The sequence below is a fragment of the Arthrobacter sp. StoSoilA2 genome (assembly GCF_019977195.1).
In the GTDB taxonomy this organism is placed as follows: Bacteria; Actinomycetota; Actinomycetes; order Actinomycetales; family Micrococcaceae; genus Arthrobacter.
The window spans coordinates 3,471,892-3,497,686 of the sequence record NZ_AP024643.1 but is presented as its reverse complement, the minus strand read 5'-3'; the positions used below and the strand labels follow the sequence as shown (position 1 = coordinate 3,497,686).

Genomic DNA, 25,795 nt, shown 5'->3' with positions numbered 1-25,795 from the left:
CTAGCCGGAGGACAGCGGCAAACAACAGTTAGCGGAGGATATGGCCAAGAAGGACGGGGTCATTGAGATCGAGGGCGTTGTGACTGAGGCGCTGCCCAATGCGATGTTTCGTGTTGAGCTCACCAACAAGCACGTCGTTCTCGCACACATCTCTGGGAAGATGCGTCAGCACTACATTCGAATCCTCCCCGAGGACCGGGTAGTGGTGGAGCTGAGCCCATACGACCTCACACGTGGTCGTATCGTCTACCGCTACAAGTAAATTGCTGGGCGGCCCAGGCAATAGTGCCAGGCCGCTCCAGCAGATCAACTGCAAAACACGCAAAGGAACGCCATGAAGGTCAAGCCGAGCGTCAAGCAGATCTGCGACAAGTGCAAAGTGATCCGCCGTAACGGCCGGGTCATGGTGATCTGCGAGAACCCGCGCCACAAGCAGCGCCAGGGCTAATTCCCCTTCAGGGAATCAGCGCCCGCAAGGGCAAACCTGGGTTGCTAGCCCACGCAAGTAAATAAAGGCAGCACAAGTTGTGCCAGGACTGCATTACAGAGCCTGGTCAACGTACCCCCGGTCGGAGGCTGGGGCCACACGGATCGTGTGGGTGTACTGCCTACGACCTCCGGTTTATTCAAGGAGTACCGCCACTATGGCTCGTCTCGCTGGCGTAGACATTCCCCGCGAAAAGCGGTTGGAAATTGCGCTTACTTACATCTACGGCGTGGGCAAGACCCGTGCACACGAAACCCTGGCTGCCACCGGCATCAGCGCTGACGTTCGCGTCAAGGACCTGACTGACGCCGAACTGGTCCAGCTGCGTGACTACATTGAAGGCAACTACAAGGTTGAGGGTGACCTTCGCCGCGAGGTAGCCGCTGACATCCGCCGCAAGGTTGAGATCGGCAGCTACGAAGGCCTGCGCCACCGTAAGGGCCTGCCCGTACGCGGACAGCGTACGAAGACCAACGCTCGTACCCGCAAGGGCCCGAAGCGCACCGTCGCCGGCAAGAAGAAGGCCGGACGTTAATCCCTCGGGATTGACCTGGTTTTCCCCCGATAACTTTCTGTAGGAGAAACAATGCCCCCGAAGACTCGTGGAGCGGTTCGTAAGCCGCGTCGCAAGGATAAGAAGAATATTGCGCTTGGCCAGGCGCACATCAAGAGCACCTTTAACAACACCATCGTGTCCATCACGGACCCGAACGGTGCTGTAATCTCCTGGGCTTCCGCCGGTGAGGTTGGCTTCAAGGGCTCCCGTAAGTCCACCCCGTTCGCTGCCCAGATGGCTGCTGAAGCTGCTGCAAAGCGCGCTCAGGAGCACGGTCTGCGCAAGGTTGACGTATTCGTCAAGGGTCCGGGATCCGGACGCGAAACCGCAATCCGTTCGCTTCAGGCTGCTGGCCTTGAGGTTGGCTCCATCCAGGACGTCACCCCCAGCGCCCACAACGGTTGCCGCCCGCCGAAGCGCCGCCGCGTCTAATTAGGTATTCCCTGTCTGACCGGCCGGGCCTGCTGTACATGGTTTAGACCATCTACAAGCATGGCCCGGCTGGTCAGGCTGGAAACCGAAGCCGATTTCCACCACCTGTGTTGCGTCATATAGCGGATGCTCGCCGAAAGGAAACCTAAGTGCTCATTGCACAGCGCCCCACCCTGTCTGAAGAAGTTGTATCCGAGAACCGCTCCCGTTTCATCATTGAACCGCTGGAGCCGGGCTTCGGCTACACCCTCGGAAACTCCCTCCGCCGTACCCTGCTCTCCTCCATCCCCGGTGCCGCTGTTACCAGCATCCGGATCGATGGCGTGCTGCACGAGTTCACCACGGTTCCGGGTGTCAAGGAAGATGTCACCGAGATCATCCTGAACATCAAGAACCTTTCGGTTTCCTCCGAGCACGACGAGCCGGTTGTTGCTTACCTGCGCAAGCAGGGCCCCGGAGTCGTCACCGCCGCGGACATTGCTCCTCCGGCCGGCGTCGAATTCCACAACCCGGATCTGCACATTGCCACCCTGAACTCGAAGGGCAAGTTCGAACTCGAACTGACCATCGAGCGCGGCCGTGGCTACGTTTCGGCAGCTCAGAACAAGTCCGGCGACTCCGAGATCGGCCGTATTCCGGTTGACTCGATCTACTCGCCGGTCATGAAGGTAACCTTCCGCGTGGAAGCTACCCGTGTTGAGCAGCGCACTGACTTCGACAAGCTCATTGTCGACGTCGAGACCAAGCAGGCAATCGCTCCGCGCGACGCCGTTGCTTCTGCAGGCACCACCCTGGTGGAACTGTTCGGTCTGGCTCGTGAGCTGAACACCGCAGCTGAAGGTATCGAGATTGGCCCGTCGCCGACGGACGCTGCCCTGGCAGCGGACATGGCTCTGCCGATCGAGGATCTGGACCTTACCGTCCGTTCCTACAACTGCCTCAAGCGTGAGGGCATCCACACCGTGGGTGAACTCGTTGCCCGCTCCGAGGCTGACCTGATGGACATCCGTAACTTTGGTGCGAAGTCCATTGACGAGGTCAAGGCAAAGCTCGTCGAACTGGGTCTGTCCCTCAAGGACTCCCCTCCCGGTTTCGACCTCGCAGCCCGCGCCGCAGCCATCGAAGAGGACGACGCCGCGTTCAGCGACGACGAGCTCTAAAAAGCAGATCTTGGCCGTCAGGTCCAGCGATGGACCTGACCGGCTTACACAACAGGAGAAATTATTATGCCTACCCCCACTAAGGGTCCGCGCCTTGGAGGCGGCCCGGCTCACGAGCGCCTGATGCTCGCGAACCTGGCAGCTGCTCTGTTTGAGCACAAGCGCATCACCACCACGGTCACCAAGGCCAAGCGCCTGAAGCCGTACGCAGAGCGTTTGGTCACCTTCGCCAAGCGTGGCGACCTCTCGTCCCGCCGCCGCGTTCTCGGCCTGATCAGCGACAAGGGCATCGTCCACGAGCTGTTCACCGACATCGCCGGCGCCGTCGCTAACCGCGATGGTGGCTACACCCGTATCACCAAGATCGGCAACCGCAAGGGCGACAACGCTCCCATGGCTGTCATCGAGCTCGTCCTTGAGCCGGTTTCCCCGAAGCAGGCCGTAGTTGCTGAAGCAACCGCTGCTGCTGCCAAGGCTGCCCCGGCTGCTGAGGAAGAGGTTGTTGAGACCGAGGCTGTAGAGACCGAAGCTGCTGAAACCGAAGAGGCTCCGGCCGCTGAGGCTGAGGCTGCTGACGCTGAAGCTGCTGAAACCGAAGAGGCTCCGGCCGCTGAGGAAAAGAAGTAATTCACTGAATTCTTCTTAGTAGACTTAAGTCTATGAACGAACGAAAACCCGCTGCCCCCGCTTTGGAGGGCGGCGGGTTTTTGCGTGTCCGGATGGATCTTTCCTACGACGGCGGACCATTCAACGGCTGGGCCCTTCAGCCCGGGCTGCTCACAGTTCAGGGGTCACTTGAGGAAGCTTTGGCGCTCCTCGTGCGCCGTCCCGTGCGGGTCACGGTTGCCGGCCGCACCGACGCCGGTGTCCACGCCCGCGGTCAGGTCGTCCATGTTGATCTGACTGAAGCCGAGTGGCTGGGACTTCCGCGTGGACACGAGCTGGACCCCGCCGTCGCGCTTTTGCGGCGCCTTCGCGGCGCCCTCAGCCGCGTCCTCGGCGATCTTACCGGTGCCATTGAAGTGCACGACGCCGGTCTGGCGCCTGAAGGTTTCGACGCCCGGTTCTCCGCGTTGTGGCGTCGTTACAGTTACCGCATTGCTGATGGCGCCGAGCGCTGGGATCCCGTGCTTCGAGGAATTACGCTGTGGCACAAGGCGCCGCTGAACATTTCTCTCTTGAACGACGGCGCTTCCCAGTTGCTGGGGCTTCAGGACTTCCGCTCCTACTGCAAGCCCCGCGAGGGCGCCACAACTATCCGCGAGCTACAGAAGTTTGAGTTCGAACGGGGGAGCGACGGGGTCATTGTCGCCACAGTTCAGGCTGATGCGTTCTGCCACAACATGGTCAGGTCCTTGGTGGGCTCGGCCCTGCGCGTGGGCGAAGGCCTGGAGCGACCGGGCTGGCTGCATGAACGTCTTCTGGAACGTAAGCGTGATGCCAAGTCCGTGTTGGCTGCACCCCACCCCTTGGTGTTGGAGGAAGTTGCGTACCCATCGGACGGCGAGCTGCTGGCACGGGCCGAGCTGACGAGGGCCCGGCGCGAATAAGTCCGGACATTGGAGGACCCCCTCCCGGCTCTGGGTACCGGAAGGGGGCCATTGTGGCCGTCCACGGTCTGGGATCCGCGAACGGCCGGTCTAATTCCCGCGGGGCAAGATCAGCTGAAGGCTTGGATAATCTTGATGGCCGCAGGACCCAGAAGGACTATGAACAAAACCGGGAAAATGCAGAACAAGAGCGGAAAAAGCACTTTGACCGGAAGCTTCATGGCCTTTTCTTCTGCGTTCTGTCGACGCTTTACCCTCGCTTGCTTCGCCTGAGCCCGGAGAACGCTGGCGATGCCGATGCCGTATTTGTCGGCTTGAATGACAGCCAAGACAAAGCTGCGAATGTCCGGTACGGCGCAGCGTTCGGACAATGCATCGTAGGCTTCACGCCGGGGGCGTCCCACCTGGATGTCCTGAAGTGTACGCATCAGCTCGTGGGCCAGGGGTCCGGTCCCCTGCATGGACGCCCGCTCCATCGCAGCTTCGAATCCAAGGCCAGCCTCGACCGAGATAAGCATCTGATCGAGCGTGTTGGGGAACTCCAACTTGATGGCATCCTGACGTTTGGTTCCCGTGTTGTAGATCAAGAGGTCTGGCAGGAAGTACAGGAATATCGTTAGAAAGATACCGATTCCAGCGAGCGTAGGAGTGGGATTCCCCGCGAAAAGGAGTAAGCCGATCACTGCGCCAGCCAGGGCGAGGACAGGCTTGAGTGCGATCAATTTGGTGAGCGGCATGGAGCGGGGGCGCCCTGCCAGGGCCAATAGATGATCCAGCTTTGCTTCATAACTGCCGGGCGTGAGCTTTCTGGCAATGCCTAACAAAAGCGGAGGCCTGCGGGCGACGCTTCCGCTGCCTTGGGCGAATCCTGATCCCAGGTTGGTCTGGATGGCCACAATCCCCTTGCGGTCAATGGTGACCAAGGACCAAGCAAAGTAGGCGATGGGGAGAACGATAACTGCGATGATGATCCAAGCAACGGGAGTCATTGTGGGGCCTCCTTAGAACTTGATCTTGACGGTGCGGCTCATCCAGAAGCCGCCGATGATGAACAGGACAACGCTCGCGATCAGCATTGCGATGCCGACCGGGTGGGTGACGAACGTCTTCATATACCCGGGGTTAATGGCGCCCATGAAGATCCCGACGGCCACCGGCATGGCCATGAGGATAAGGGCGGACATCTTGCCCTCCGCACTCAGTGCCCGTACGTGGCCCTTGATCTCGCTCCGCTCCCGAATGGTTCCGGCGACCTGTTCGAGCACCTCGGCAAGATCACCGCCTACCTCCCGGTTGATTTGCATTGCTTGGCCGATCCAACGGAAGTCCTCGCTGTCCATCCGCGCAGCACAGTCGTCCAGGGCCTGGCGGGGGTCCTTGCCGATTGTTACTTCGTTGACAATCCGGCCCAGTTCTTCGGACGTGGGGGATTGAGCCTCCCGAGCAGCAGCTTCCAGCGAACGCATGATACTGTGTCCCACGCGAAGCCCCCCGATCAACATTTGAATGGTGTCGGTTAGCTGTGTCTCAAACCGGGAACGACGCTTTTCTGTCTTGAACACCAGGAACAGCTTGGCTGCGAACGGCGTCGCTAATGCTAAGACGATGCCTATGAACAGGTTCACCAGAAGGGTACCGAGCGTACCCACTACGAGAGTCGTCACTGCTACCAAGACCGTGAAATCGGCAGGAGCCTGTTTTACTCCGGCGCGGTAGAGAATTTCACGGTTGAAGGGACCGCCGGAACGGCCCAACGCTGAATCGACTGCTGCAACCGCTGTTTGGGATACCCGGCCGAGGGCAGACTCGTCGGCCACGGAGCCCACTCGACGGCGTTCGATGGGGATGACGCCGTTTCGAGGCTTGAGGACCACCATAATAACCAGTGCGAGCGCAGCGACGCAGAGGCCGACGGCAGCTATGAAAATAAGCGAGTTTTCCATCTCAGCGCCTCCCGACCGGTGTGGGTGCCACCCCGAAGACAGCGGGCGACACCGTGATGCCGAGTTCCGCGAAGCGGTCCAGGAAACGGGGACGAATACCCGTCGGGAGAGCCTTTCCCAAGAATCGCCCCTGCGCGTCGAGGCCAGCAGAGTAGTCGAAAAGGAAGGCATCCTGTAGGGTCACGACGTCGCCCTCCATTCCCTGGACCTCCGTCACATGCGTCACACGGCGGCTTCCGTCGCGAAGCCGCGTGACCTGCACGATGACATCGACAGCCGATGAGACCTGCTCGCGGATGGCCCGAAGGGGAAGATCCATCCCGGCCATGAGGACCAGGGTTTCCAAACGCGCAATGGCATCACGTGGAGAGTTCGCGTGGACTGTGGAAAGCGACCCGTCGTGGCCGGTGTTCATTGCCTGAAGCATGTCCAGGGACTCACCGCCACGGACTTCGCCGACGATGATTCTGTCGGGTCGCATGCGCAACGAGTTCCTCACTAAATCACGGATGGTGATAGCGCCCTTGCCCTCGATGTTCGGTGGCCGGCTCTCCAACCGCACAACATGTCTCTGCTGGAGTTGGAGTTCAACAGCATCTTCAATGGTCACGATGCGGTCGGCTTCCGGGATGAACGACGAGAGAACGTTCAACAGTGTCGTTTTACCGGTACCTGTACCACCGGAAACGATGACGTTCAGCCTGGCGCGGACACAGGCACTTAGCAGCTCTGCCATCTCGGGACTCATGGAGCCCCATTCGATCAGATTTCGAACTGTCAAAGGCACGTGGCTGAACTTTCTTATGGTGAGTGACGGCCCATTGACAGCCAACGGCGGAATGATGGCGTTGACGCGTGAACCATCCTCCAGCCTGGCGTCAACCAGCGGTGACGACTCATCGATACGCCGCCCAACCTTGGAGACGATCCGTTCAATGACTTTCCGCAGATGATCATCGGAACTGAATTGCAGGTCAGTCAGCGCCAGTTGCCCATGACGCTCAACGTAGATCTGGTCGAAGCGATTGACCATCACTTCCGTAATGGAAGGATCCTCGAGAAGACGCTGCAGCGGGCCGAAGCCCATGACTTCGTCGGCTATTTCCCGGATGAGGCGCCGACGTTCTTCGGGCGAAAGCGGGACCTGCTCGTCGTCGATGACCGACGAAAGCTCGTCAACGGCGAACGTCCGAAGTTCCTCCTCGGACGTTGAGCTATCCCCGAGCCTGTTGCCAATGCGCTCAAACAGCGAGGTGGCCGCCCGATGCTTCAGCCCTGCGAGGGCATCCACCGCAGGGACGGAGGGAGCACCCCCCAGCAGGGACGCCTGCCCGGGGTCGACTCCCGGAGCGTCGGTCGTCCCAATGAAACCGCCCGTCTGGCCAAGCCCTTCTTCCACCGAGGAGAGCGGTCCGTTCTTCGAAAGCCTTTCAGACAGTTTCATGACACAACCACCCGTCGGTGAAGTTTGTTCTGGGGAAGGGCTTCCAGCTTGGGATCAAATCGCTCTACGAGCTTCCTCAACCCTTTCGTCGCGGAATCCCTGGTGGTTCCTTGAAGGACCGGAATGCCCCTGTTCGTGGAGAAGGGCAGGTTCCTTGACCGCGGGATGACCGTATCCACGGGAACTCCGATAGTGGCCTCGACGTCCTGAACAGAGATGCCACTCTTCCTATCCGCGAAATTCAAGACAGTGTGCCTGTTCTGTGGCAAGAGTTGAAGTTCCTTTAGCACACTGAAGCTCTTTCGAAGACCTCGAATGCTGGGGACGTCCATGCCGCACACCCAAACCCCGTCGGTGGCCAACTCGAGCGTCGCAAGGCAGTGTTCGCCCAAGCCCGGAGCTGTGTCAACTACGACGTATTTGAACTCGCCGGCCAGTTGGTTGATCAGCCGCGACACATGGTCTGCCGTTATGTAGTCCGATTCCGATGGCCTGCTGGGAGCGCACAAGGCGTAGATCCCAGCGGGATGCACCGTCAGGAAGGCCTTGAGCACCATGGAGTCCTGGGCCGCGGAGCCATGGACTGCCTCGGTGATTGAGTGCTCAGGTTCCAACAACAAGCCGGAGGCCACATCACCGAACTGGAGGTCCAGGTCCACGATAACCACTCCCATGGGCGCTACGGCCCCGAGGCCTACAGCCAGGTTGGTGGCCACCGTGGTCTTGCCGACTCCGCCCTTGGGCGACATCACGGCGATGACACGGCCCCTCTCGTGCCCTGTTTCTGCTGCAGGCTGCATGCCCCTTCGCCGACTAGCTGAGGCAAGGCAAGCCCGTTCCAAGAGGACGCGCAGCTCATTGATTTCGATTTCCGGCGAGATGACGTCCCGAATTCCGGCGTGCATGGCTCGGAGCACCGTTTCGGCTTCTGGCTCGGAAACAAGAAGCAGACTAATTTCGGGGTACTGCAGATCAAAGACAGTCGCCAACTTGAGGGCATCGTCAGGATTAACACCAGGCCCTAGGATCATTACCTCTGGCGGAGCGCCGGTCAGTTCTTTGAAGACATCGTCCGTGCTGCCGTGCAGGACAGCAGGTGAAAGTGTCTGCAGGTCCCCATGCAGTGCACCCGTAATGGCTTGGCGTACCCGACCCTCAAAGTCGCGAACCGCGGTGATGGCTACGAAGCGAGTCATTGGACCAGCCCTCCAAAGGTTGTTGTTGGGGGATCGCTCTTTGCGGTCTTGTCGGTCTGTTTGGATAGCCACAGGGTTCCGAATTCGGCGCCGAAGACCATCTTGGAGGCGTTCGCATCGCTCAGCGCGACGGTGACGTAGGCAGAACCGTTGGGGAGGGCTACCCCCTTATCGGTGCCCGCAGACTTTTCTGCGTCCGGAGCGGCCTGCTGAACGGCAGTAACCAGGACATCGTGGTAGAGCAACTCGGTGAAGTTCTTCCAGCCGGTCAGTCCCGGCGGGAGGTTGGCTCCGGCGGGGACGTTGTCGTCCAGTTTGAAGGATGCGAAGACGGTAACGGTGTCGCCGGCCTCAATGCGACCACCCAGGATCCGCTCCGGGGCCAGTACGAAAGTGGTCTCCTGGAGTCCATCCGGGACGGGGACCGTGCCTGGCACAAGTTGGTTGGGGGCGACGAGCTTGACTCCGAGTAATTGCTCACCGGGTTGAAGATCGACGTTGGTGACCTTCCCGGACTGATCGTTGAGGGCACTGATGGTTCCTGGCGCGACAGCGGACTTAGGCAAGGTTTCTGTCTTCACTTTCGAGCCCAGGTCCTCGGCCTTGGTGCCGGCGGGGATGCGTTCCTTGGCAACAAGGACGCTGACGGGATCGAGCCCCTGTTGCGCGCGCTTGTCAGCTCCCTGAACGTAGGTGACTAGCAGGACGGTGCCGATGACTGCCAGCAGCAGTGCCGCAATGCCTCCCAGTAGGCGTGTTTTCACGGTGTAACTCCCTTCGGATTTCTAACTTGACGTAGTCGGCATTGGGCCGGCTGCTATTTGGTAAGTGAAACGACAGAAGCTCCATAGTTGGGGATACCTCCGGTGACCTTCATTCCGTCCTCCAGTGAGACGAAACGGTCAAAGAAGCCCTGGATGCCGCGGCAGTTTCCGTTGCATTTCGGGGCAGCTGGATCGACCACACCTCCGGTGCCGCTGAATTGGTAACCAGTAACTTGGAACGCAGCAAAGCCAATCAGCTTGTAGGTGGCATTTGATCCGTTGCCAGTAGCGGTTCTGAAGAGGGGGACCAGCGCGGGTTGGTCCATGATGTGGGCCAGCACGGTGTTGCACGCGGCATCATTCGGGAAGTGGTTGCCTGGTTGGCCTTTGACTGTGGCGTCGAGTGAAATGTCTGTTGAGCAGCCCGAGGTGGTCAGCAGCCAGCCAAAACCACCGGGCTCGTAGCCATTTTGGGCTGCGCAGCCGGGGTACGCCGGCGCGTTTTCGTCATAACGCAGCAGCACGTGCGTTGGAATGGGGTCTCCGGTGAAGTTGCCGGTGGAGTTCAGAGATGCCAGCTGCGTTGGGGACAAGTACTTCTTGAAGACGCACTCGCTGATCGTCCACGGCAAAGTGCTTGCCTTGGACGGCGCACCCCAGCTGGCCTCAGCCGTCGCTTTTACAGTGGTCGACTCAAACCCCATGACCTGGGCGAAGTAGAGCGAGAAACTGTTGACGCCGCCCTCCTTGGCGTTGGTGACGACCCTGACCGTCGTGGCGCCCGGGAATGTGACCGTGGCCCCGCTCTGGCCGTCATTGGAATTCTTGTTGGCGAAGTCGTTGCCGGTAGTTGTGCTGTTTCCACAGCTGCCGTTGGCGCAGTCCGTTGCAATTGCCAGGGCTGCGGCATCGGCACCGTTCTGCAGTTGGGCCTTTTCGGCGTACAAGGCGCCGACGTCGACCGCCAGGGCCGCAAACCCGAGCAGCACGACCATGATCCCGGCCACCATGATGGTGGCGGCGCCGCGGCTTCCTTGATCAGCCTCCGCGCCTCTCGCTAGGCGCCTTTGGAGCGCTCGTACTATCCGCCGCATCTCATCACTCCCTCACCTTTGAGGTTCATCGGGAAGAGGCCCGGGGAACCAAAGAAGCCGGCATCCAGGAAGCCGGATATCGAAGTCAACGAAACACTCGTTGTTACCTTGACGTTGGATCCGGGTTTGCAGCTGGAAGCGTTGTCGGTGACAGTGACACCGAGCCCGTTCAACGAGGGGGCCGCCGCGAGAGCAACGCCCGACACGTTGAGGCCGCCTTTGTCATAATTCACTGCCGCGTAGCGAGCGCCCTCGCGGGCCGCCTGGGTCAGGGAAACCTGAACGTTCAGCACGCGGCCAAACTCTATAATTCCAACCAAGATCAACAGTAGGAGCGGCAAGAGAATTGCCATTTCCACGGCTACTGCACCGCGCTCTTTCTTTCGTGTTGTCACGACTGTCTCCCAGACCCAGATCCCCTTTAGGGGGTGTACGGAACAGCTGTTAAGAAGAAATGGCCGGCGGCTGTGGCGGAAGTTCGTTCCACAGCCGCCGGCCAAGGGGGAAGAGGCTAGATCTTGGTTGTGACGTCAGCGAACATGTCGTGGATAGCAGTGCCCAAGGGGCCTACAGCTGCCAGGACCACCACTGCGATCAGGGCGACCATGATGCCGTATTCAACCATCGTGGCGCCCTTCTCCTCCTTGGTGAAGCGGTCCTTGACGCCGGCGATGTACGAGGTGATGGTGAACATAAGAGCAGACATTGGAAAATCCTTCCCAGATGAATTTTTTGGGTTTTGGTAAATCATGGATATAGGTCCAGCAAATTATCGGAATTTGCTTTCGATTCCCGAACTACCCCCATGTTGCCTTTAGCGGTTCGGAATTCGATGAGATAAGAATTCACCCTGGACGTACCGCTGAACAATGCGTAGTCGTACTCGAATTCCTGCAGCTTGTATCACGTGGTCACCCGTGGAAGGACAGCGAAGTACTCAGTTGAGAGGTCGAAAAGGGCAAGCGACTACTTGGAATCGACAGCAGTCTTATATTTTTGAGCCCATGTAGAGCCCTCGGAAACGCAGGAGAACCAGGACTACTGAAGTAGGAGAGTCACACCCAGTGCCGCGATAACCATGGCGGGTCCGTGTGCCGTTTCCACTGTCTTTTCCTTGCGATTCAGGCGCAACATCAGCACCGTGAGCACCCCGCCCACCACGAATCCCAGTAGTCCGCCGTAGAGTACTTGCTTCCAACCCAAGTACCCCAAGTACAGTCCGACCGGTGCTGCGAGCTTCACATCGCCCATTCCGAGGCTTCTCGGCGAAATAAGTCCCAGAATCAGGTAGCAAACGAAGAGTATGAGGCCTCCGGCGAGTGCTCGGAGCAGCTCGGGCCAGGCGGGATCCAGTGCCGCGGACGTGGCAAGGAGAACAAAACCGCCCCCTAGCAGGAACAAAACGAGGGGGTTTGGCAGCAAATGGAGAGTGAAATCAATTCTCGAAAGCTGCACCCCAAGAAGTGCCAATAAAAGGAACGCCGGCAATTCCGCGGTAAAACCAAAGCGCCACCCCAGCAGGGCAAAGAGCAGCGCGGTGACTGCCGCCGTCGTAATCCGGACGGCAGGGGAGGGGAGTCCGCCCAGGCGAGGAAGGCCGCGGGCGATCACAAACTCGACGGCCGGGCTCAACAGCAAGCCGGCGATGGCAAGCAGGATCAGGAAAACGGGACCGTTGGTCATGTACTCTCCCTCAAAGCGCATGCGACCCCGAGGGGCGGATACCCCATTTTGACCCGGACGGCCCGTTGAAGGTATTGTCTATAGTCGTTGTGCGTGTCCTATCTCGATGACACATGCCTTCTCGGGGATCCAGTTGCAGGGTCGCTAACTCAAGAGGCATATCGAGATTTTGGGATGACTGGTCTATAGAGCCCTCACCTCTGCTCCGGTAACGCATACATAGTAGGTACACGCCTCACTGCGTGTCGCCTAAAACATGAACGCCAGAACAAGAACGAGGCAAAACCGTGCGTACGTACACCCCGAAGCCCGGCGATATCAACCGCCAGTGGCACGTCATTGACGCCACCGACGTTGTCCTTGGTCGTCTTGCCAGCCAGACCGCAACACTGCTGCGCGGAAAGCACAAGCCGACCTTTGCGTCCCACATGGACATGGGCGACTTCGTCATCATCATCAACGCTGAAAAGGTTGCCCTCACCGGCGCCAAGCTGGAGCAGAAGCGCGCATACCGCCACTCCGGCTACCCGGGCGGCCTGACCTCCGTCAACTACGCCGAGCTGCTGGAATCCAACCCGGTTCGCGCTGTTGAGAAGGCCATCAAGGGCATGCTCCCCAAGAACTCCCTCGCCGCTCAGCAGCTGGGCAAGCTCAAGGTCTACGCAGGCCCCGAGCACCCGCACGCTGCACAGCAGCCGAAGACTTTCGAAATCACCCAGGTCGCCCAGTAGTCCTGGCCACCAAATAACTTTTCATTACAAGGAGAACCGTGGCTCAGAACGAAGAACTGACCGCCGAAGCCGTCGAGGCCGAGGAAACCCTCACCAGCTACACCTCTGAAAGCACATCTGTTGAAGATGCGCCCAAGAAGGAGCGCCCGGCACTGACCGTTGCCGGTGCAGCTGTTGGCCGCCGCAAGGAAGCCGTTGCACGCGTTCGCGTCATCCCGGGTTCCGGCAAGTGGATCATCAACGGCCGCACGCTGGAGAACTACTTCCCGAACAAGCTGCACCAGCAGGATGTCAACGAGCCCTTCAAGATCCTTGATCTTGAAGGCGCCTACGACGTCATCGCCCGCATCCACGGCGGTGGCATCTCCGGCCAAGCCGGTGCACTGCGCCTCGGTGTTGCCCGCTCGCTGAACGAGATCGACGTCGACAACAACCGCGCCACCCTCAAGAAGGCCGGTTACCTGCGCCGTGACGCCCGCGTCATCGAGCGTAAGAAGGCTGGTCTCAAGAAGGCACGCAAGGCTCAGCAGTACTCCAAGCGTTAATCTGCGCTTACTCGAAGGCCCGTTCCGCCGTTTCGGCGGGGCGGGCTTTCGCCGTTTAAGAAGTTGCGCTTCAAGCAGTTCGAAGATGCAAGCGGTGAGCCGGATTTGACCTGCGCACATGACCTTCCGACACGCTGCTGGACGGGTGGTGTCCCGTCGTCGTCTAAACTTGAGCCGATGTCTAGATTATTTGGAACAGATGGCGTGCGCGGTCTCGCGAACGGATTGCTCACCGCCGAGCTGGCTATGCAGCTGGCCCAGGCCGCCGCCGTCGTACTCGGCCATGACCGCACAACCGATGGCAAGCGGCCTCGCGCCGTAGTCGCCCGGGACCCCAGAGCGAGTGGCGAGTTCCTTGCCGCCGCCGTCGAAGCTGGGCTCTCCAGCTCCGGCATCGACGTCTATGACGCCGGGGTGCTGCCCACCCCGGCTGCGGCCTATCTGGTGGCAGACCTCGACGCCGATTTCGGCGTGATGCTCTCCGCCTCCCATAACCCGGCCCCTGATAACGGGATCAAGTTCTTCGCCCGCGGCGGCCAGAAGCTGCCCGACGACGTCGAGGACGCCATCGAAGCACAGCTGGGCAAAGAGCCCCAGCGACCCGTGGGCGGCGACGTCGGACGCATCCAGCGCTTCTCCGACGCTGAGGACCGCTACATTGTCCACTTGCTCGGCACCCTCCCCAAGCGCCTCGAGGGCCTGAAGGTTGTCCTGGACTGCGCCCACGGCGCGGCGAGTGGTTGTTCGCCGCAGGTGTTCAAGGACGCCGGCGCGGATGTCGTCGTCATTGGCGCCGAGCCGGACGGCCTGAACATCAACGACGGCGTAGGCTCCACCCACTTGGGTCCGTTGAAGGAAGCGGTGGTCAAGCACGGCGCGAACCTTGGCATTGCCCACGACGGCGACGCCGACCGCTGCCTCGCTGTAGACCACGAAGGCAACGAAGTAGATGGCGACCAGATCATGGCGATCCTGGCGCTGGCACTCAATGAAGCGGGCAAGCTCAAGGACAGCATCCTGGTTGCCACGGTCATGAGCAACCTCGGTCTCAAGATTGCCCTCCGCAATGCCGGCATCACCATCCGCGAAACCGCTGTTGGCGACCGTTACGTGCTGGAGGAAATGCGCGACGGCGGCTACAACCTGGGCGGCGAACAGTCCGGCCACGTGATCTTCTCCGACTACGCAACCACCGGCGATGGCGTACTCACCGGGCTGCAGCTTGCTGCGCAGGTGGCCCTCACGGGCCGTAGCTTGAAGGAGCTCGCTACGGCGATGGCCAAGCTCCCGCAGCTCATGATCAACGTCAAGGGCGTGGACAAGGCCCGTGCCGCCACAGACGAAGGCGTGGCTGCAGCAGTAGCCGCTGCTGAACTCGAACTGGGTGAAACCGGCCGTGTGCTGCTCCGCCCGTCCGGCACCGAAGCCCTGGTCCGCGTCATGGTGGAAGCTGCGGACATGGAAACGGCCGAGCGGATTTGCAACAGCCTGGCCGCCGTGGTCAAAGAACGCCTGAGCGCTCCCAGCGAACTGGCTGTATAAGAACCCAAGCAGCTTCGGCCCGCTTTCCTGCATTACCGGTTTGACCGGATTACCAGGAAGCGGGCCGTACCGTTTAAACGGACGGGCTAAAAAGGGCAGCCCTACAGGTAGTCCGGCGCTGCTTCCAACCCGAAGTACTCCTCAAGTGTTGCAACGCCTCGGGTGTTCATCTCTGTCGCTGCTTCGACGCCGATGTAGCGCAGGTGCCAGGACTCGTAGAAGTATCCGGTTGTTTCGTGGAACATCCATGGATAGCGGACGATGAAACCGAATTTGTGTGCGTTGGCTTTGGCCCAAATAGCCGCGGGCTGCTCGGCGAAGCAGGGCTGGAAACTGCAGGCACCCCCGCCGTCGGCTATGTCAAAGGACCAGCCCGTTTGGTGTTCGGAATGACCGGGCCGTGCAGAGGCCCGGTCGGCTGCAACCTGGCCACTGTTCGCGACGTAGCCGTTGTATGTGGTGACCTGTGTGGAATAGGAACGGTACCCGGACGCCAATGCCATGATGACGCCCTCGGCCGCCGCTGCGGCGAACATCTTCTCTGCGGCAGCCGCCGTCGTGCTGTTCATCAGTGTGGCTTCGCCGGTGACGGCGAGCCGGATGTTCGGCTGGACCAAATCCGCCGGCACATAGTTTTGAGGGTTCAGCGGCCGATGCTTGTTGACCACCACCCAAGGGCTCGCTGGATCGGTCAGCGAGAATTGCCTGGCTGCGGCGTGTGAGGGCGGTGCGCTGGAAGGCTCGGTAGCGGCAGCGGGCGTAACGGCAGTGACTTGGGTTGGCGTGGCGCTCGAGGCAGCGCCGGACGGCGTCGCCGAAGCCGCGGCAGGGGAGGAGGAGCCATCCGGAGTGCAGGCCGTCAGGGCGGCCAGGCCAGCGCCAGCGGTGAGCAAACCCGCGAATGCCCTCCGGCTGGGCATCGGCTGGGGTTGGGTGTCCACGCTAGACCTTCCGCAAAAGCATGCGACGGATGGAATGGTCTGCGTCCTTGGTAAGCACCAGCTGGGCGCGGCCACGGGTGGGGAGCACGTTCTCTTCGAGGTTCGGCTCGTTGATGCGCTTCCAGATGCCGCGGGCTGTTGACTCGGCATCTTCGTCGGACAGTGTGGCGTACCGGTGGAAGTAGGACTCCGGCTGCGCGAAGGCTGTACTGCGGAGCTTTCGGAACCGGTCCACGTACCACTCCTCGATATAGGAAGTCTTGGCGTCAACGTAGATGGAGAAATCAAAGAAGTCGCTCAGCGCAAGTCCCTGCTTGCCATCCATGCGGGGCCTGGCAGGGGCCAGAACGTTGAGGCCTTCCACGATCAGCACGTCAGGCCGGCGCACTACGACTTCCTTGCCCGGGACGATGTCGTAGGTGACGTGGGAGTACCACGGTGCCCGGACCTCCTCGGCTCCACCTTTGATTTCCGACACAAAACGCAACAGCGCCCGGCGGTCGTAGGACTCCGGGAAACCTTTACGTTCCAGCAAATGGCGGCGCTTCAATTCGGCCAGCGGGTAGAGGAAGCCGTCCGTGGTGATGAGTTCCACGTTGGGTGTTCCCGGCCAGCGTCGCAGCATTTCACGGAGCACGCGGGCGATGGTGGACTTTCCAACAGCCACGGAACCGGCCACGCCGATCACAAACGGGGTGCGTTGTGTTTGCTCGCCCAAGAACGTTGTTGTTGCCGCGTGCAGCTGATGTGAAGCTTCGACGTAGAGGTGCAGAAGCCGCGAAAGGGGGAGGTATACCTCCCGCACTTCCTTCATATCCAGGGGATCGCCGAGGCCGCGCAGACGGAAAATGTCCTCTTCGTTGAGGGGCTGCTCCATCTGTGCTGCCAGCCGGGACCACGTTTGGCGGTCCAGCTCAACAAAGGGGGAAGCGCCGTCGCCGTTTGCTTCGGTGCGTTGCAAAGTCACGTTCTGATTCTGCCCTTAGCCCGGCGGATCAGGAAATGCGGGACGACGTGAGGGTGAATTCTGAGTGATTAACGCGTCAGAGACAAGAGTGGAAGGGGGGACGTCCCACATCAGTTGTTTGACCTAGCCGTTAGGCTTATACCCATGTGTGGAATCGTAGGCTATGTTGGCAATTCGTCTCGTAAGGCAGCTGGTCACAGCGCCCTTGACGTCGTCGTGGAGGGGCTGCGTCGTCTTGAGTACCGCGGCTATGACTCCGCCGGCGTCGCAGTGGTGGCTGATGGAACCATCTCGTCCCGTAAAAAGTCCGGCAAGTTGAGCAACCTGATCAGTGAACTGGAAGCAAACCCGGTTCCTGAATCCCTGACCGGCATTGGCCACACCCGTTGGGCCACGCATGGCGGCCCCACCGACCGCAACGCACACCCCCACCTTTCCGACGGCGGGCGTCTGGCGCTGATTCACAACGGCATCATCGAAAACTTCGCAGAGCTCAAGCAGGAGTTGCTGGGCAAGGGCGTCACGTTCGAGTCCGAAACCGACACCGAAGTGGCTGCCGCACTGGTTGGCAACATCTTCCGCAACGAACTCAATGGCAACGGCGGCGACCTCACCAAGGCGATGCGCCTGGCCTGCCAGCGTCTCGAGGGTGCCTTCACCCTCCTCGCCGTCCACGCGGACCAGCCCGACGTCGTCGTGGCCGCCCGCCGCAACTCCCCGCTCGTGGTCGGCCTTGGCGACGGCGAGAACTTCCTCGGCTCGGACGTCTCCGGCTTCATCGACTACACGCGCCGCGCCGTGGAACTCGGCCAGGACCAGATCGTCACCATCACCGCGGACTCCGTGGAGATCACCGACTTCTTCGGCGCTCCCGCCGAAGGCAAGGAATACCACGTTGACTGGGACCCGGCTTCTGCCGAAAAGGGTGGCTTCAGCTCCTTCATGGAGAAGGAAATCCACGACCAGCCCGATGCCGTGGCCCAGACTCTCCTGGGACGCTCGGACCTCAACGGAAAGCTGACGCTGGACGAAGTCCGCATCGATCCTGAGCTCCTCAAGCAGGTTGACAAGATCATCGTTCTGGCCTGCGGAACCGCAGCCTACGCTGGCCTGGTGGCCAAGTACGCCATTGAAAACTGGTGCCGCATCCCCACGGAAGTGGAGCTCGCACACGAGTTCCGTTACCGCGACCCGATCGTCGACGCCAACACCCTGGTGGTTTCCATCAGCCAGTCCGGCGAGACCATGGACACGCTCATGGCCGTCCGCTACGCCCGCGAACAGGGCGCCAAGACGATCTCCATCTGCAACACCAACGGTTCCACCATCCCGCGCGAATCCGACGCCGTGCTCTACACCCACGCTGGTCCGGAGATCGCTGTGGCATCCACCAAGGCGTTCCTCGCCCAGATCACTGCCGCTTACTTGCTTGGCCTTTACCTGGCCCAGCTGCGTGGCAACATCTTCTCCGGCCAGATCAAGGACGTCCTCGCGGACCTGAACAAGATCCCGGCCAAGATTCAGAAGATCCTGGACAACGCAGGTCCCCTGCGCGAACTGGCCCGCAGCATGAAGGACGAGAAGTCCGTCTTGTTCCTGGGCCGCCACGTTGGCTTCCCGGTTGCACTGGAAGGCGCCTTGAAGCTCAAGGAAATCGCCTACATCCACGCTGAGGGCTTCGCTGCCGGGGAACTCAAGCACGGACCGATCGCCCTGATCGACGACGGCCAGCCGGTTTTCGTGGTTGTCCCGTCTCCGCGTGGCCGTGACTCCCTGCACTCCAAGGTTGTCAGCAACATCCAGGAAGTCCGCGCACGTGGCGCACGCACCCTGGTCATTGCTGAGGAAGGCGACGAGTCGGTCAAGGATTACGCAGAGCACGTCTTCTACGTCCCGGAGACGCCCACGCTGCTCATGCCGCTGCTCACCACCGTGCCACTGCAGATCTTCGCTGCTGAACTGGCCGGCGCAAAGGGTTACGACGTCGATCAGCCGCGTAACCTCGCCAAGAGCGTGACCGTAGAATAACCGCATGATTGTTGGCATTGGAGTAGACGTCGTAGACATCGAGCGGTTCGCCCGGCAACTGGAGCGGACCCCCGGACTGCGGGACAGGCTTTTCGTTCCTGCGGAGCGCGAACTCAACACCAGGTCACTCGCTGCGCGCTTCGCTGCCAAGGAAGCAGTAGCCAAGGTCCTGGGTGCTCCCGCTGGCATGAACTGGCAGGACTGCTGGATTGGTCTTGACCAGAATGGTCCTACCGTCCAGGTCAAAGGAACGGTATTGGCCGTGTCCGATGCCAAGGGCGTCAAGCGCTGGCACCTGTCCATGAGCCACGATGGCGGCATCGCTACGGCGTATGTCCTCGCCGAGGGCTAAACGGACCTTTATATAACGATGATCAGCGCCTTCACCGGACAACAGATCAGGGATGCGGAACAACCGCTCCTGGACTCCGGTGAGGGCGCTGTTCTCATGCAACGGGCCGCCTACGGCTTGGCGCAGGAAGTGGTGCGCGTGGTCAAGGCCAGGCGCAAGCTGACCGGTGCCAGCGTCACGGTCCTGGCAGGCAAGGGCAACAACGGCGGTGACGGACTCTTCGCGGCTTCCATGCTTGCCCGCCGCGGCATGCGGACGACGGCGGTACTCGCCTCAGCGGAAGTCCATACCGAGGCTCTGGCGGCTTTTCAGTCGGCAGGTGGCCGCGTGCTGCGATTGGATTCCGGAAACGCCGAAGAACTTGCTGTCCTGTGCGCTGGCGACGATGTCATTATCGACGCCCTCCTGGGCACCGGCGCGCGCGGCGGATTGCGTGATGCTTCGGCTGAGTTGGTTGCTTCCCTTCAGGAGCTGAAGCCGCGTTGCGTGGTGGCGTGCGACCTCCCCAGCGGTTTGGATGCCAATACGGGCGAAGTCCACTGGCCGGTGCTGGATGCCGATGTCACAGTGACTTTTGGTGGCATCAAGGCCGGGCTGATGACGGACCCCGGCGAAGGCTGTGCGGGGCGCGCGGTGCTGGTACCGATTGGGATCGAAGACTCCCTGGATACCCCTGAGTTGCGTCGGCTTGAGGCCCCGGACCTGAAGTCTTTGCTCGCCAAGCCGGGTCGCCGCTCCCATAAATACTCCCGTGGCGTGTTGGGCGTTGTCGCTGGCTCGCCTCGTTTTGCCGGGGCAGCTGTACTAACCGTCCATGCGGCAGCCGTGGCTGGCGCAGGCATGGTCCGCTATGTAGGACCGGAATCTGCGGCACGCCAGGTTTTGACCCGGACTCCGGAGGCCCTGTGGGAGACCGGGGATCCCGGCAGGGTCCAGGCGTGGTTGCTTGGTCCCGGCGTCGACGGGGAGGACCAACTCGGACGTGCCAAGGATGCCGCAGGGTCGGCGCTTGACGCTGAATTGCCAGTCGTCGTCGACGCCGGAGCCTTGAGTATCCTGCCCGAGCATTGTCCCGCCCATTGGATCCTCACCCCGCACGCCGGGGAGCTGGCGACGCTCCTTGCAGCCCTTCCGTCCACCGGCGAGGTTGCCGTGACCCGTGAGGACGTCGAGTCCCGGCCGCTGCACTTCGTACGGCAAGCAGCCGCGCAAACCGGTGCCACAGTCCTGCTGAAGGGTGCCACCACACTGGTGGCCTCGCCGTCGGGCGTTGTTTTCAGCCAGTCCGAGGGCACTGCCTGGATGGCGACTGCAGGCAGCGGCGATGTCCTTGCAGGCATCCTGGGAGCCTTGCTGGCGCAATCTGTGGACTCTGTCAGGGACGACGACGGCGCGTACGCAGCCCTGGGCTTGAAACTGGACGACCGCTGGGCTGCTGTGGCGGCGGTCGCGGCTAGCGTTCACGGCCGCGCTGGCTCGATCGCGTCGAACGATTTTGATGGTGGCCCCCTTACAGCGTCAGCGATCATGGCGGCGGTACCGCGCGTCGTAGGTTCGCTGACTGCGGAATACGACCCTACAAGACCGTAAGGTTACTGTCCGTGTCGGGGGTCATGAGTAGGCTTGCAGCAAGTTATCCGCATCACCAGAGGAGAACGCATGGAAGTCTGGCCTGGATCGGCCTATCCGCTTGGAGCCACCTTTGACGGGACCGGCACCAACTTCGCGCTGTTCAGCGAGAAGGCCGAGAAAGTGGAGCTGTGCCTCTTCGACGACGACGGCGGGGAAGTCCGCGTAGATGTCACCGAGGTAGACGGCTACGTCTGGCACTGCTACCTGCCGCAAGTCCAACCCGGACAGAAATATGGCTATCGCGTGCACGGACCTTACAACCCCGACGCCGGCCAACGGTTCAACCCCAACAAGCTGTTGCTGGACCCGTACGCCAAGGCCATCCATCGTCAGATCGATTGGGACCCGGCCCTGTTCTCCTACAACATGGGGGACCCGGACTCCCGGAATGACGCTGACTCCGCACCGCACATGATGCTGGGCGTGGTCATCAACCCGTTCTTCGACTGGGACGGCGACAAACTCCTGAAGATCCCGTACCACAAGTCGGTCATTTACGAGGCCCACGTCAAGGGACTTACCCAGCTGCACCCGGAAGTTCCCGAGGAACAGCGTGGAACCTACGCAGGTGTAGCCCACCCCGCAGTCATTTCCCACCTTCAAAAGCTGGGTATTACTGCGATCGAGCTTATGCCCGTGCACCAGTTCGTCAACGACGGCATCCTGCAGGATAAGGGCCTGAACAACTACTGGGGCTACAACACCATCGGCTTCTTCGCCCCGCACAACAGTTACAGCTCCAAGGGCGATACAGGCCAGCAGGTCCAGGACTTCAAGGCCATGGTGCGTTCCCTGCACAACGCCGGGATCGAAGTCATTTTGGACGTCGTTTACAACCACACGGCCGAGGGCAACCATCTGGGGCCCACGTTGTCCTTCAAGGGCATCGACAACTCCGCGTACTACCGCCTGGTGGAGAACGACCAAAAGTACTACATGGACTACACAGGCACCGGGAACTCATTGAATGTCCGGAGCCCCCATTCACTCCAGTTGCTGATGGACTCGCTTCGCTACTGGGTGACGGAGATGCACGTGGACGGGTTCCGGTTCGATCTCGCGTCCACGCTGGCCCGCGAATTCTATGACGTGGACAAGCTTTCCACCTTCTTCGAACTCATCCAGCAGGACCCTGTTGTGTCCCAAGTGAAGCTCATCGCCGAACCGTGGGATGTTGGTCCGGGTGGATACCAAGTGGGAAACTTCCCGCCCCAATGGACGGAATGGAATGGCCAATACCGGGACACTGTCCGCGACTTCTGGCGGGGAGAGCCCTCCACCCTTGGTGAATTCGCCTCGCGTCTGACAGGCTCCGCCGACCTCTACGAGCACTCGGGTCGCCGGCCGGTGGCCTCGATCAACTTCGTCACTGCCCACGACGGCTTCACATTGGCCGACCTCGTGTCGTACAACGAGAAACACAACGAGGCCAACGGTGAGGGCAACAACGACGGCGAATCGCACAACCGTTCGTGGAACTGTGGCGTTGAGGGCCCCACGGACGATCCGAAGGTTCTGGGCCTCAGGGCCCGACAACAGAGGAACTTCATCGCCTCGCTTTTCCTGTCACAGGGAGTCCCCATGCTCCTGCACGGCGATGAACTTGGAAGGACGCAGCAGGGTAACAACAACGGTTACTGTCAGGACTCCGAGCTCACTTGGATCAATTGGGATAACGTTGACCAGCCCTTGGTGGAATTCACGGCTGCTGTTAGCGCCCTGAGGGCCAAACACCCGAGCCTTCGCCGAAGCAGGTTCTTCGATGGACGGCCCGTGCTGCGAGGTGAGGGCGAGCGGCTTCCGGACATCGTATGGCTGGATGCCGATGCCAGCACCATGACGCCCTCGGACTGGGACACCGCGTTGGGCCGTTCTGTTGGCGTGTTCTTGAACGGTGACGGAATCCACGGACGCGACACTCAAGGTCGACGGATCACCGACGTCAATTTCCTGCTGTACTTCAATGCGGACGAGGACGAGGTTGGGTTCAGGGTGCCGTCGGACGAATATGCCCCTGCGTGGGATGTCATGATCGACACCGGCGGTGAAGGCGCAGATTCAGACGTCGTGAAGGCAGACCAGATCCTGATGATCGCTGCCAAGTCATTGGTGGTGCTTCGTGCCCACAGCACACCCGAGTCCGAGCCGGACCATTCAGTGGCCGCCTCGCTTGCTGCGCTCAGCCAGACAAGCACCCCCGAAACTGCGTCGCTCACGGCACCTGCGGTGAACTCGCTGCCGACAGATTCGTCGGCGAACGCTCGATCACTGGATGCCTCAGAGGCGGGCACCTCTTCCGATGGGGGAGATGCGGCCACTGCGGAATCAAAACCCACCCGGAAGCGCCGTACGTCGAAGAAGGCGGATTCATGAGAACGCCCGTTTCAACGTACCGGCTGCAAATCCGCCGGAGCTTTACGCTTCAGGACGCTGCGGAACTCACCGGGTACCTGCACAACCTCGGGGTTGATTGGGTCTATGTATCCCCGATCCTCACAGCGGAGGAGGGTTCAGACCACGGTTATGACGTCACGGATCCTTCCTCCGTGGATCCGGCCAGGGGCGGAACCGAGGGCCTCGCTGCGTTGTCCAAGGCCGCCCGCTCGAAGGGACTTGGCATCCTCGCGGACATCGTTCCCAACCATATGGGTGTCGCGTCACCGGGACAGAATGCCTGGTGGTGGCAGCTCCTGAAAGAGGGGCGCTCGTCCAAGTACGCAGAAGCGTTCGACGTCGACTGGGACTTTGGTGGCGGAAAGATCCGCATCCCCGTGCTTGGCAGCGATGACGACCTTGAACAACTCACGGTGGTGGACGGCGAACTGCACTACTACGATCACCGATTCCCGTTGGCCGAGGGCAGCTTCAGTGCCGGAGACAGCCCGCAGGACGTTCATGCGCGGCAGCACTATGAACTGGTGGGCTGGCGGCGCGCGGACGCGGAACTGAACTACCGCCGCTTCTTCGCAGTGAACACGCTGGCAGGCGTGCGCGTCGAGGTTCCGTGGGTCTTCGATGAGGCGCACGAGGAAATCGTGCGCTGGTTCCGGGAAGAGCTGGTGGATGGTCTCAGGATCGATCACCCCGATGGGCTGGCCGATCCGGAAGGGTATCTGGCAAGGCTTCGCAAGGAGACAGGCGGGGCGTACCTCCTGGTGGAGAAGATCCTTGAGCCTGGGGAGAAACTGCCGGAAACCTTTGATTGCGAAGGCACCACAGGGTATGACGCACTGGCGGACGTAGACCGTCTGTTCGTCGACCCCGCAGCCGAGGAATACCTGGATTCCCTCGACGCCCGGCTGCGGGATGCAGCCCGGCCCGCTGACTATGAGGACATGATCCACGGGACCAAACGTCGCATCGCCGATGGCATCCTGAGGTCCGAGATCCTCCGGTTGTCCCGGCTTGTTCCCGAGTCGCCGGAATTGCCGCGCGCCGACGTAGCCGATGCGCTGGCCGAGATTATTTGCTGGTTCCCCGTCTACAGGACCTACCTGCCGCACGGCCAGGAGATTCTGGAAGAAGCCATAGAGCGCGCCGGGCAACACCGGCCCGGGCTCCTGTCTGTGCTGAACGGGTTGCGCCCGCTCCTGGTTGATCCCACCGGGGAACTGGCACGTCGCTTCCAACAGACCTCAGGAATGGTTATGGCGAAGGGCGTGGAGGACACCGCGTTCTTCCGCTACACACGCTTGGGGACGCTCACCGAAGTGGGAGCTGATCCCACTGAATTTGCGCTTTCCCCTGACGGGTTCCATGGGCGCATGGCACGGCGTCAGGCAGAGATCCCGCTTTCCATGACCACGCTGAGCACGCATGACACCAAGCGCAGCGAGGACGCCCGGGCCAGGATTTCGGTCATTTCCGAATCCGTCCCCGAATGGGAACTATTCCTCGGCACTGTCCAGGAACTGGCGCCCATCCCGGACGGTCCGCTGGCAGCCCTCGTTTGGCAGTCAATTGCCGGCGCTTGGCCCGCCGACCGTGGGCGCCTCCAATCGTATGCACTCAAGGCCGCCCGCGAAGCCGGAAATTCGACCAACTGGACCGATCCCAACCTGGACTTCGAGCGTCACTTGACTGCCGCCGTCGACGCCGTTTTTGACGTCCCCGAGGTCGCTGCCGCGTTGGAGAACTTCGTCGAGGAACTGGAACCTTTTGGAACGTCGAACTCACTCTCAGCCAAGCTCATCCAACTGACCATGCCGGGCGTTCCGGATGTCTATCAGGGCACAGAGTTCCGGGACGGTTCATTGACCGACCCCGACAACCGGCGGCCAGTGGACTTTCAAGCCCGGATCGCGGCGCTCGCAGAACTCGATACTGGTGCGCGGCCCGCTTTCACAGAGGAAGCCGCCAAACTGCTGGTGGTATCCAGGGCGCTCAGGTTACGTCGTGACCGGCCGGAACTGTTTGCTGGTTACCAGCCCGTGCACGCGAGCGGCGCCGCCGCTGATCACGTAGTTGCCTTCAACCGTGGGGCGGACGCACCTGGCGTGGTCACCGTTGGCACGCGGCTGCCCAAGCGGCTCGCCCGCGAAGGCGGCTGGCGGGACACGGCTATCGACTTGCCGGTGAACTGTCATGACGAACTGACCGGGACCATTTATGACGCCGGTTCGGTCGCGGTCGCTACGCTGCTGGAGCACTACCCGGTGGCTCTGCTGGTGCCCACTGACTGATCCGCTGAAAACACGAACACCCACCAACACCGCCACTGCAACGCAAGCTAAAACAAGCACAGGGGA

The 25,795-nt window shown here is 61.1% G+C and carries 26 protein-coding genes; 15 read left to right on the top strand and 11 right to left on the bottom strand.

The genetic code is table 11. From position 1 onward, the window contains the following. Nucleotides 1-40 precede the first annotated feature (40 nt). The 7 genes from infA (at nt 41) to LDN82_RS15850 (ending at nt 4,185) form a co-directional block, all read left to right on the top strand. Nucleotides 41-262, top strand: coding sequence for a translation initiation factor IF-1 (infA, locus tag LDN82_RS15880; protein ID WP_011775571.1), 222 nt, complete (start codon nt 41-43; stop codon nt 260-262). 72 nt (nt 263-334) lie between these two features. Further along, entirely contained in the window at nt 335-448 is a 114-nt protein-coding gene (gene rpmJ / locus LDN82_RS15875; protein WP_011775570.1) for a 50S ribosomal protein L36, read from the top strand. Between the two features lie 196 nt (nt 449-644). Continuing rightward, nucleotides 645-1,022, top strand: coding sequence for a 30S ribosomal protein S13 (gene rpsM / locus LDN82_RS15870; RefSeq protein WP_011775569.1), 378 nt, complete (start codon nt 645-647; stop codon nt 1,020-1,022). A gap of 51 nt (nt 1,023-1,073) precedes the next feature. Then, on the top strand, nt 1,074-1,475 hold the full coding sequence (gene rpsK / locus LDN82_RS15865) for a 30S ribosomal protein S11 (RefSeq protein WP_014922380.1): 402 nt from the start codon (nt 1,074-1,076) through the stop codon (nt 1,473-1,475). Between the two features lie 149 nt (nt 1,476-1,624). After that, a complete protein-coding gene (locus LDN82_RS15860) occupies nt 1,625-2,635 on the top strand; it encodes a DNA-directed RNA polymerase subunit alpha (RefSeq protein ID WP_011775567.1) in 1,011 nt (336 codons plus the stop codon). 66 nt (nt 2,636-2,701) lie between these two features. After that, entirely contained in the window at nt 2,702-3,262 is a 561-nt protein-coding gene (rplQ, locus tag LDN82_RS15855) for a 50S ribosomal protein L17 (RefSeq protein ID WP_224164988.1), read from the top strand. A gap of 32 nt (nt 3,263-3,294) precedes the next feature. Further along, nucleotides 3,295-4,185: a tRNA pseudouridine synthase A gene (locus LDN82_RS15850; protein WP_224164987.1), complete on the top strand. Its 891-nt coding sequence runs from the start codon at nt 3,295-3,297 to the stop codon at nt 4,183-4,185. Between the two features lie 110 nt (nt 4,186-4,295). Here LDN82_RS15850 and LDN82_RS15845 read toward each other — a convergent pair whose 3' ends face one another. From LDN82_RS15845 to LDN82_RS15805, 9 genes are all read right to left on the bottom strand, one after another. After that, entirely contained in the window at nt 4,296-5,174 is an 879-nt protein-coding gene (locus LDN82_RS15845; protein WP_224164986.1) for a type II secretion system F family protein, read from the bottom strand. Nucleotides 5,175-5,186: 12 nt separating this feature from the next. Next, entirely contained in the window at nt 5,187-6,128 is a 942-nt protein-coding gene (locus tag LDN82_RS15840) for a type II secretion system F family protein (protein ID WP_224164985.1), read from the bottom strand. A gap of 1 nt (nt 6,129) precedes the next feature. After that, entirely contained in the window at nt 6,130-7,572 is a 1,443-nt protein-coding gene (locus LDN82_RS15835; protein ID WP_224164984.1) for a CpaF family protein, read from the bottom strand. Then, on the bottom strand, nt 7,569-8,768 hold the full coding sequence (locus tag LDN82_RS15830; protein ID WP_224164983.1) for an AAA family ATPase: 1,200 nt from the start codon (nt 8,766-8,768) through the stop codon (nt 7,569-7,571). Before LDN82_RS15830 ends, LDN82_RS15835 begins: the two co-directional genes overlap by 4 nt. Next, a complete protein-coding gene (locus LDN82_RS15825) occupies nt 8,765-9,532 on the bottom strand; it encodes an RcpC/CpaB family pilus assembly protein (RefSeq protein WP_224164982.1) in 768 nt (255 codons plus the stop codon). Before LDN82_RS15825 ends, LDN82_RS15830 begins: the two co-directional genes overlap by 4 nt. A gap of 53 nt (nt 9,533-9,585) precedes the next feature. Beyond that, entirely contained in the window at nt 9,586-10,527 is a 942-nt protein-coding gene (locus tag LDN82_RS15820) for a Tad domain-containing protein (RefSeq protein ID WP_263422264.1), read from the bottom strand. Nucleotides 10,528-10,613: 86 nt separating this feature from the next. Then, complete coding sequence (locus tag LDN82_RS15815) at nt 10,614-11,021, bottom strand: TadE/TadG family type IV pilus assembly protein (RefSeq protein WP_224164981.1); 408 nt, start codon at nt 11,019-11,021, stop codon at nt 10,614-10,616. Nucleotides 11,022-11,137: 116 nt separating this feature from the next. After that, nucleotides 11,138-11,332 carry a Flp family type IVb pilin gene (locus LDN82_RS15810; protein ID WP_224164980.1) on the bottom strand — a complete coding sequence of 65 codons (195 nt, stop codon included), beginning with the start codon at nt 11,330-11,332 and terminating at the stop codon, nt 11,138-11,140. 332 nt (nt 11,333-11,664) lie between these two features. Continuing rightward, nucleotides 11,665-12,309: an A24 family peptidase gene (locus tag LDN82_RS15805; protein ID WP_224164979.1), complete on the bottom strand. Its 645-nt coding sequence runs from the start codon at nt 12,307-12,309 to the stop codon at nt 11,665-11,667. Nucleotides 12,310-12,596: 287 nt separating this feature from the next. Here LDN82_RS15805 and rplM point away from each other — a divergent pair, with 287 nt between their 5' ends. From rplM to glmM, 3 genes are all read left to right on the top strand, one after another. Next, nucleotides 12,597-13,040: a 50S ribosomal protein L13 gene (gene rplM / locus LDN82_RS15800; RefSeq protein WP_011775554.1), complete on the top strand. Its 444-nt coding sequence runs from the start codon at nt 12,597-12,599 to the stop codon at nt 13,038-13,040. A 38-nt stretch (nt 13,041-13,078) separates the two neighbouring features. Beyond that, nucleotides 13,079-13,585 (top strand): 30S ribosomal protein S9, encoded by a 507-nt coding sequence (gene rpsI / locus LDN82_RS15795; RefSeq protein ID WP_216925110.1) that lies wholly within the window; start codon nt 13,079-13,081, stop codon nt 13,583-13,585. 177 nt (nt 13,586-13,762) lie between these two features. After that, entirely contained in the window at nt 13,763-15,127 is a 1,365-nt protein-coding gene (gene glmM, locus LDN82_RS15790) for a phosphoglucosamine mutase (protein ID WP_224164978.1), read from the top strand. A 101-nt stretch (nt 15,128-15,228) separates the two neighbouring features. Here glmM and LDN82_RS15785 read toward each other — a convergent pair whose 3' ends face one another. Beyond that, nucleotides 15,229-16,047 (bottom strand): M15 family metallopeptidase, encoded by an 819-nt coding sequence (locus tag LDN82_RS15785; RefSeq protein ID WP_224167552.1) that lies wholly within the window; start codon nt 16,045-16,047, stop codon nt 15,229-15,231. Between the two features lie 22 nt (nt 16,048-16,069). Continuing rightward, nucleotides 16,070-17,035, bottom strand: coding sequence for a type I pantothenate kinase (gene coaA, locus LDN82_RS15780; protein ID WP_216925113.1), 966 nt, complete (start codon nt 17,033-17,035; stop codon nt 16,070-16,072). A 144-nt stretch (nt 17,036-17,179) separates the two neighbouring features. Here coaA and glmS point away from each other — a divergent pair, with 144 nt between their 5' ends. The 5 genes from glmS (at nt 17,180) to treY (ending at nt 25,729) form a co-directional block, all read left to right on the top strand. Continuing rightward, nucleotides 17,180-19,063, top strand: coding sequence for a glutamine--fructose-6-phosphate transaminase (isomerizing) (gene glmS / locus LDN82_RS15775; RefSeq protein ID WP_224164977.1), 1,884 nt, complete (start codon nt 17,180-17,182; stop codon nt 19,061-19,063). A gap of 4 nt (nt 19,064-19,067) precedes the next feature. Next, on the top strand, nt 19,068-19,415 hold the full coding sequence (locus tag LDN82_RS15770) for a holo-ACP synthase (protein WP_216925115.1): 348 nt from the start codon (nt 19,068-19,070) through the stop codon (nt 19,413-19,415). Between the two features lie 18 nt (nt 19,416-19,433). Continuing rightward, the gene (locus LDN82_RS15765) at nt 19,434-21,005 is read left to right on the top strand and encodes an NAD(P)H-hydrate dehydratase (RefSeq protein ID WP_224164976.1); all 1,572 of its coding nucleotides are present in this window, start codon (nt 19,434-19,436) and stop codon (nt 21,003-21,005) included. 69 nt (nt 21,006-21,074) lie between these two features. Beyond that, on the top strand, nt 21,075-23,420 hold the full coding sequence (glgX, locus tag LDN82_RS15760) for a glycogen debranching protein GlgX (protein ID WP_224164975.1): 2,346 nt from the start codon (nt 21,075-21,077) through the stop codon (nt 23,418-23,420). Further along, entirely contained in the window at nt 23,417-25,729 is a 2,313-nt protein-coding gene (gene treY, locus LDN82_RS15755; RefSeq protein WP_224164974.1) for a malto-oligosyltrehalose synthase, read from the top strand. Before glgX ends, treY begins: the two co-directional genes overlap by 4 nt. Nucleotides 25,730-25,795 lie beyond the last annotated feature (66 nt).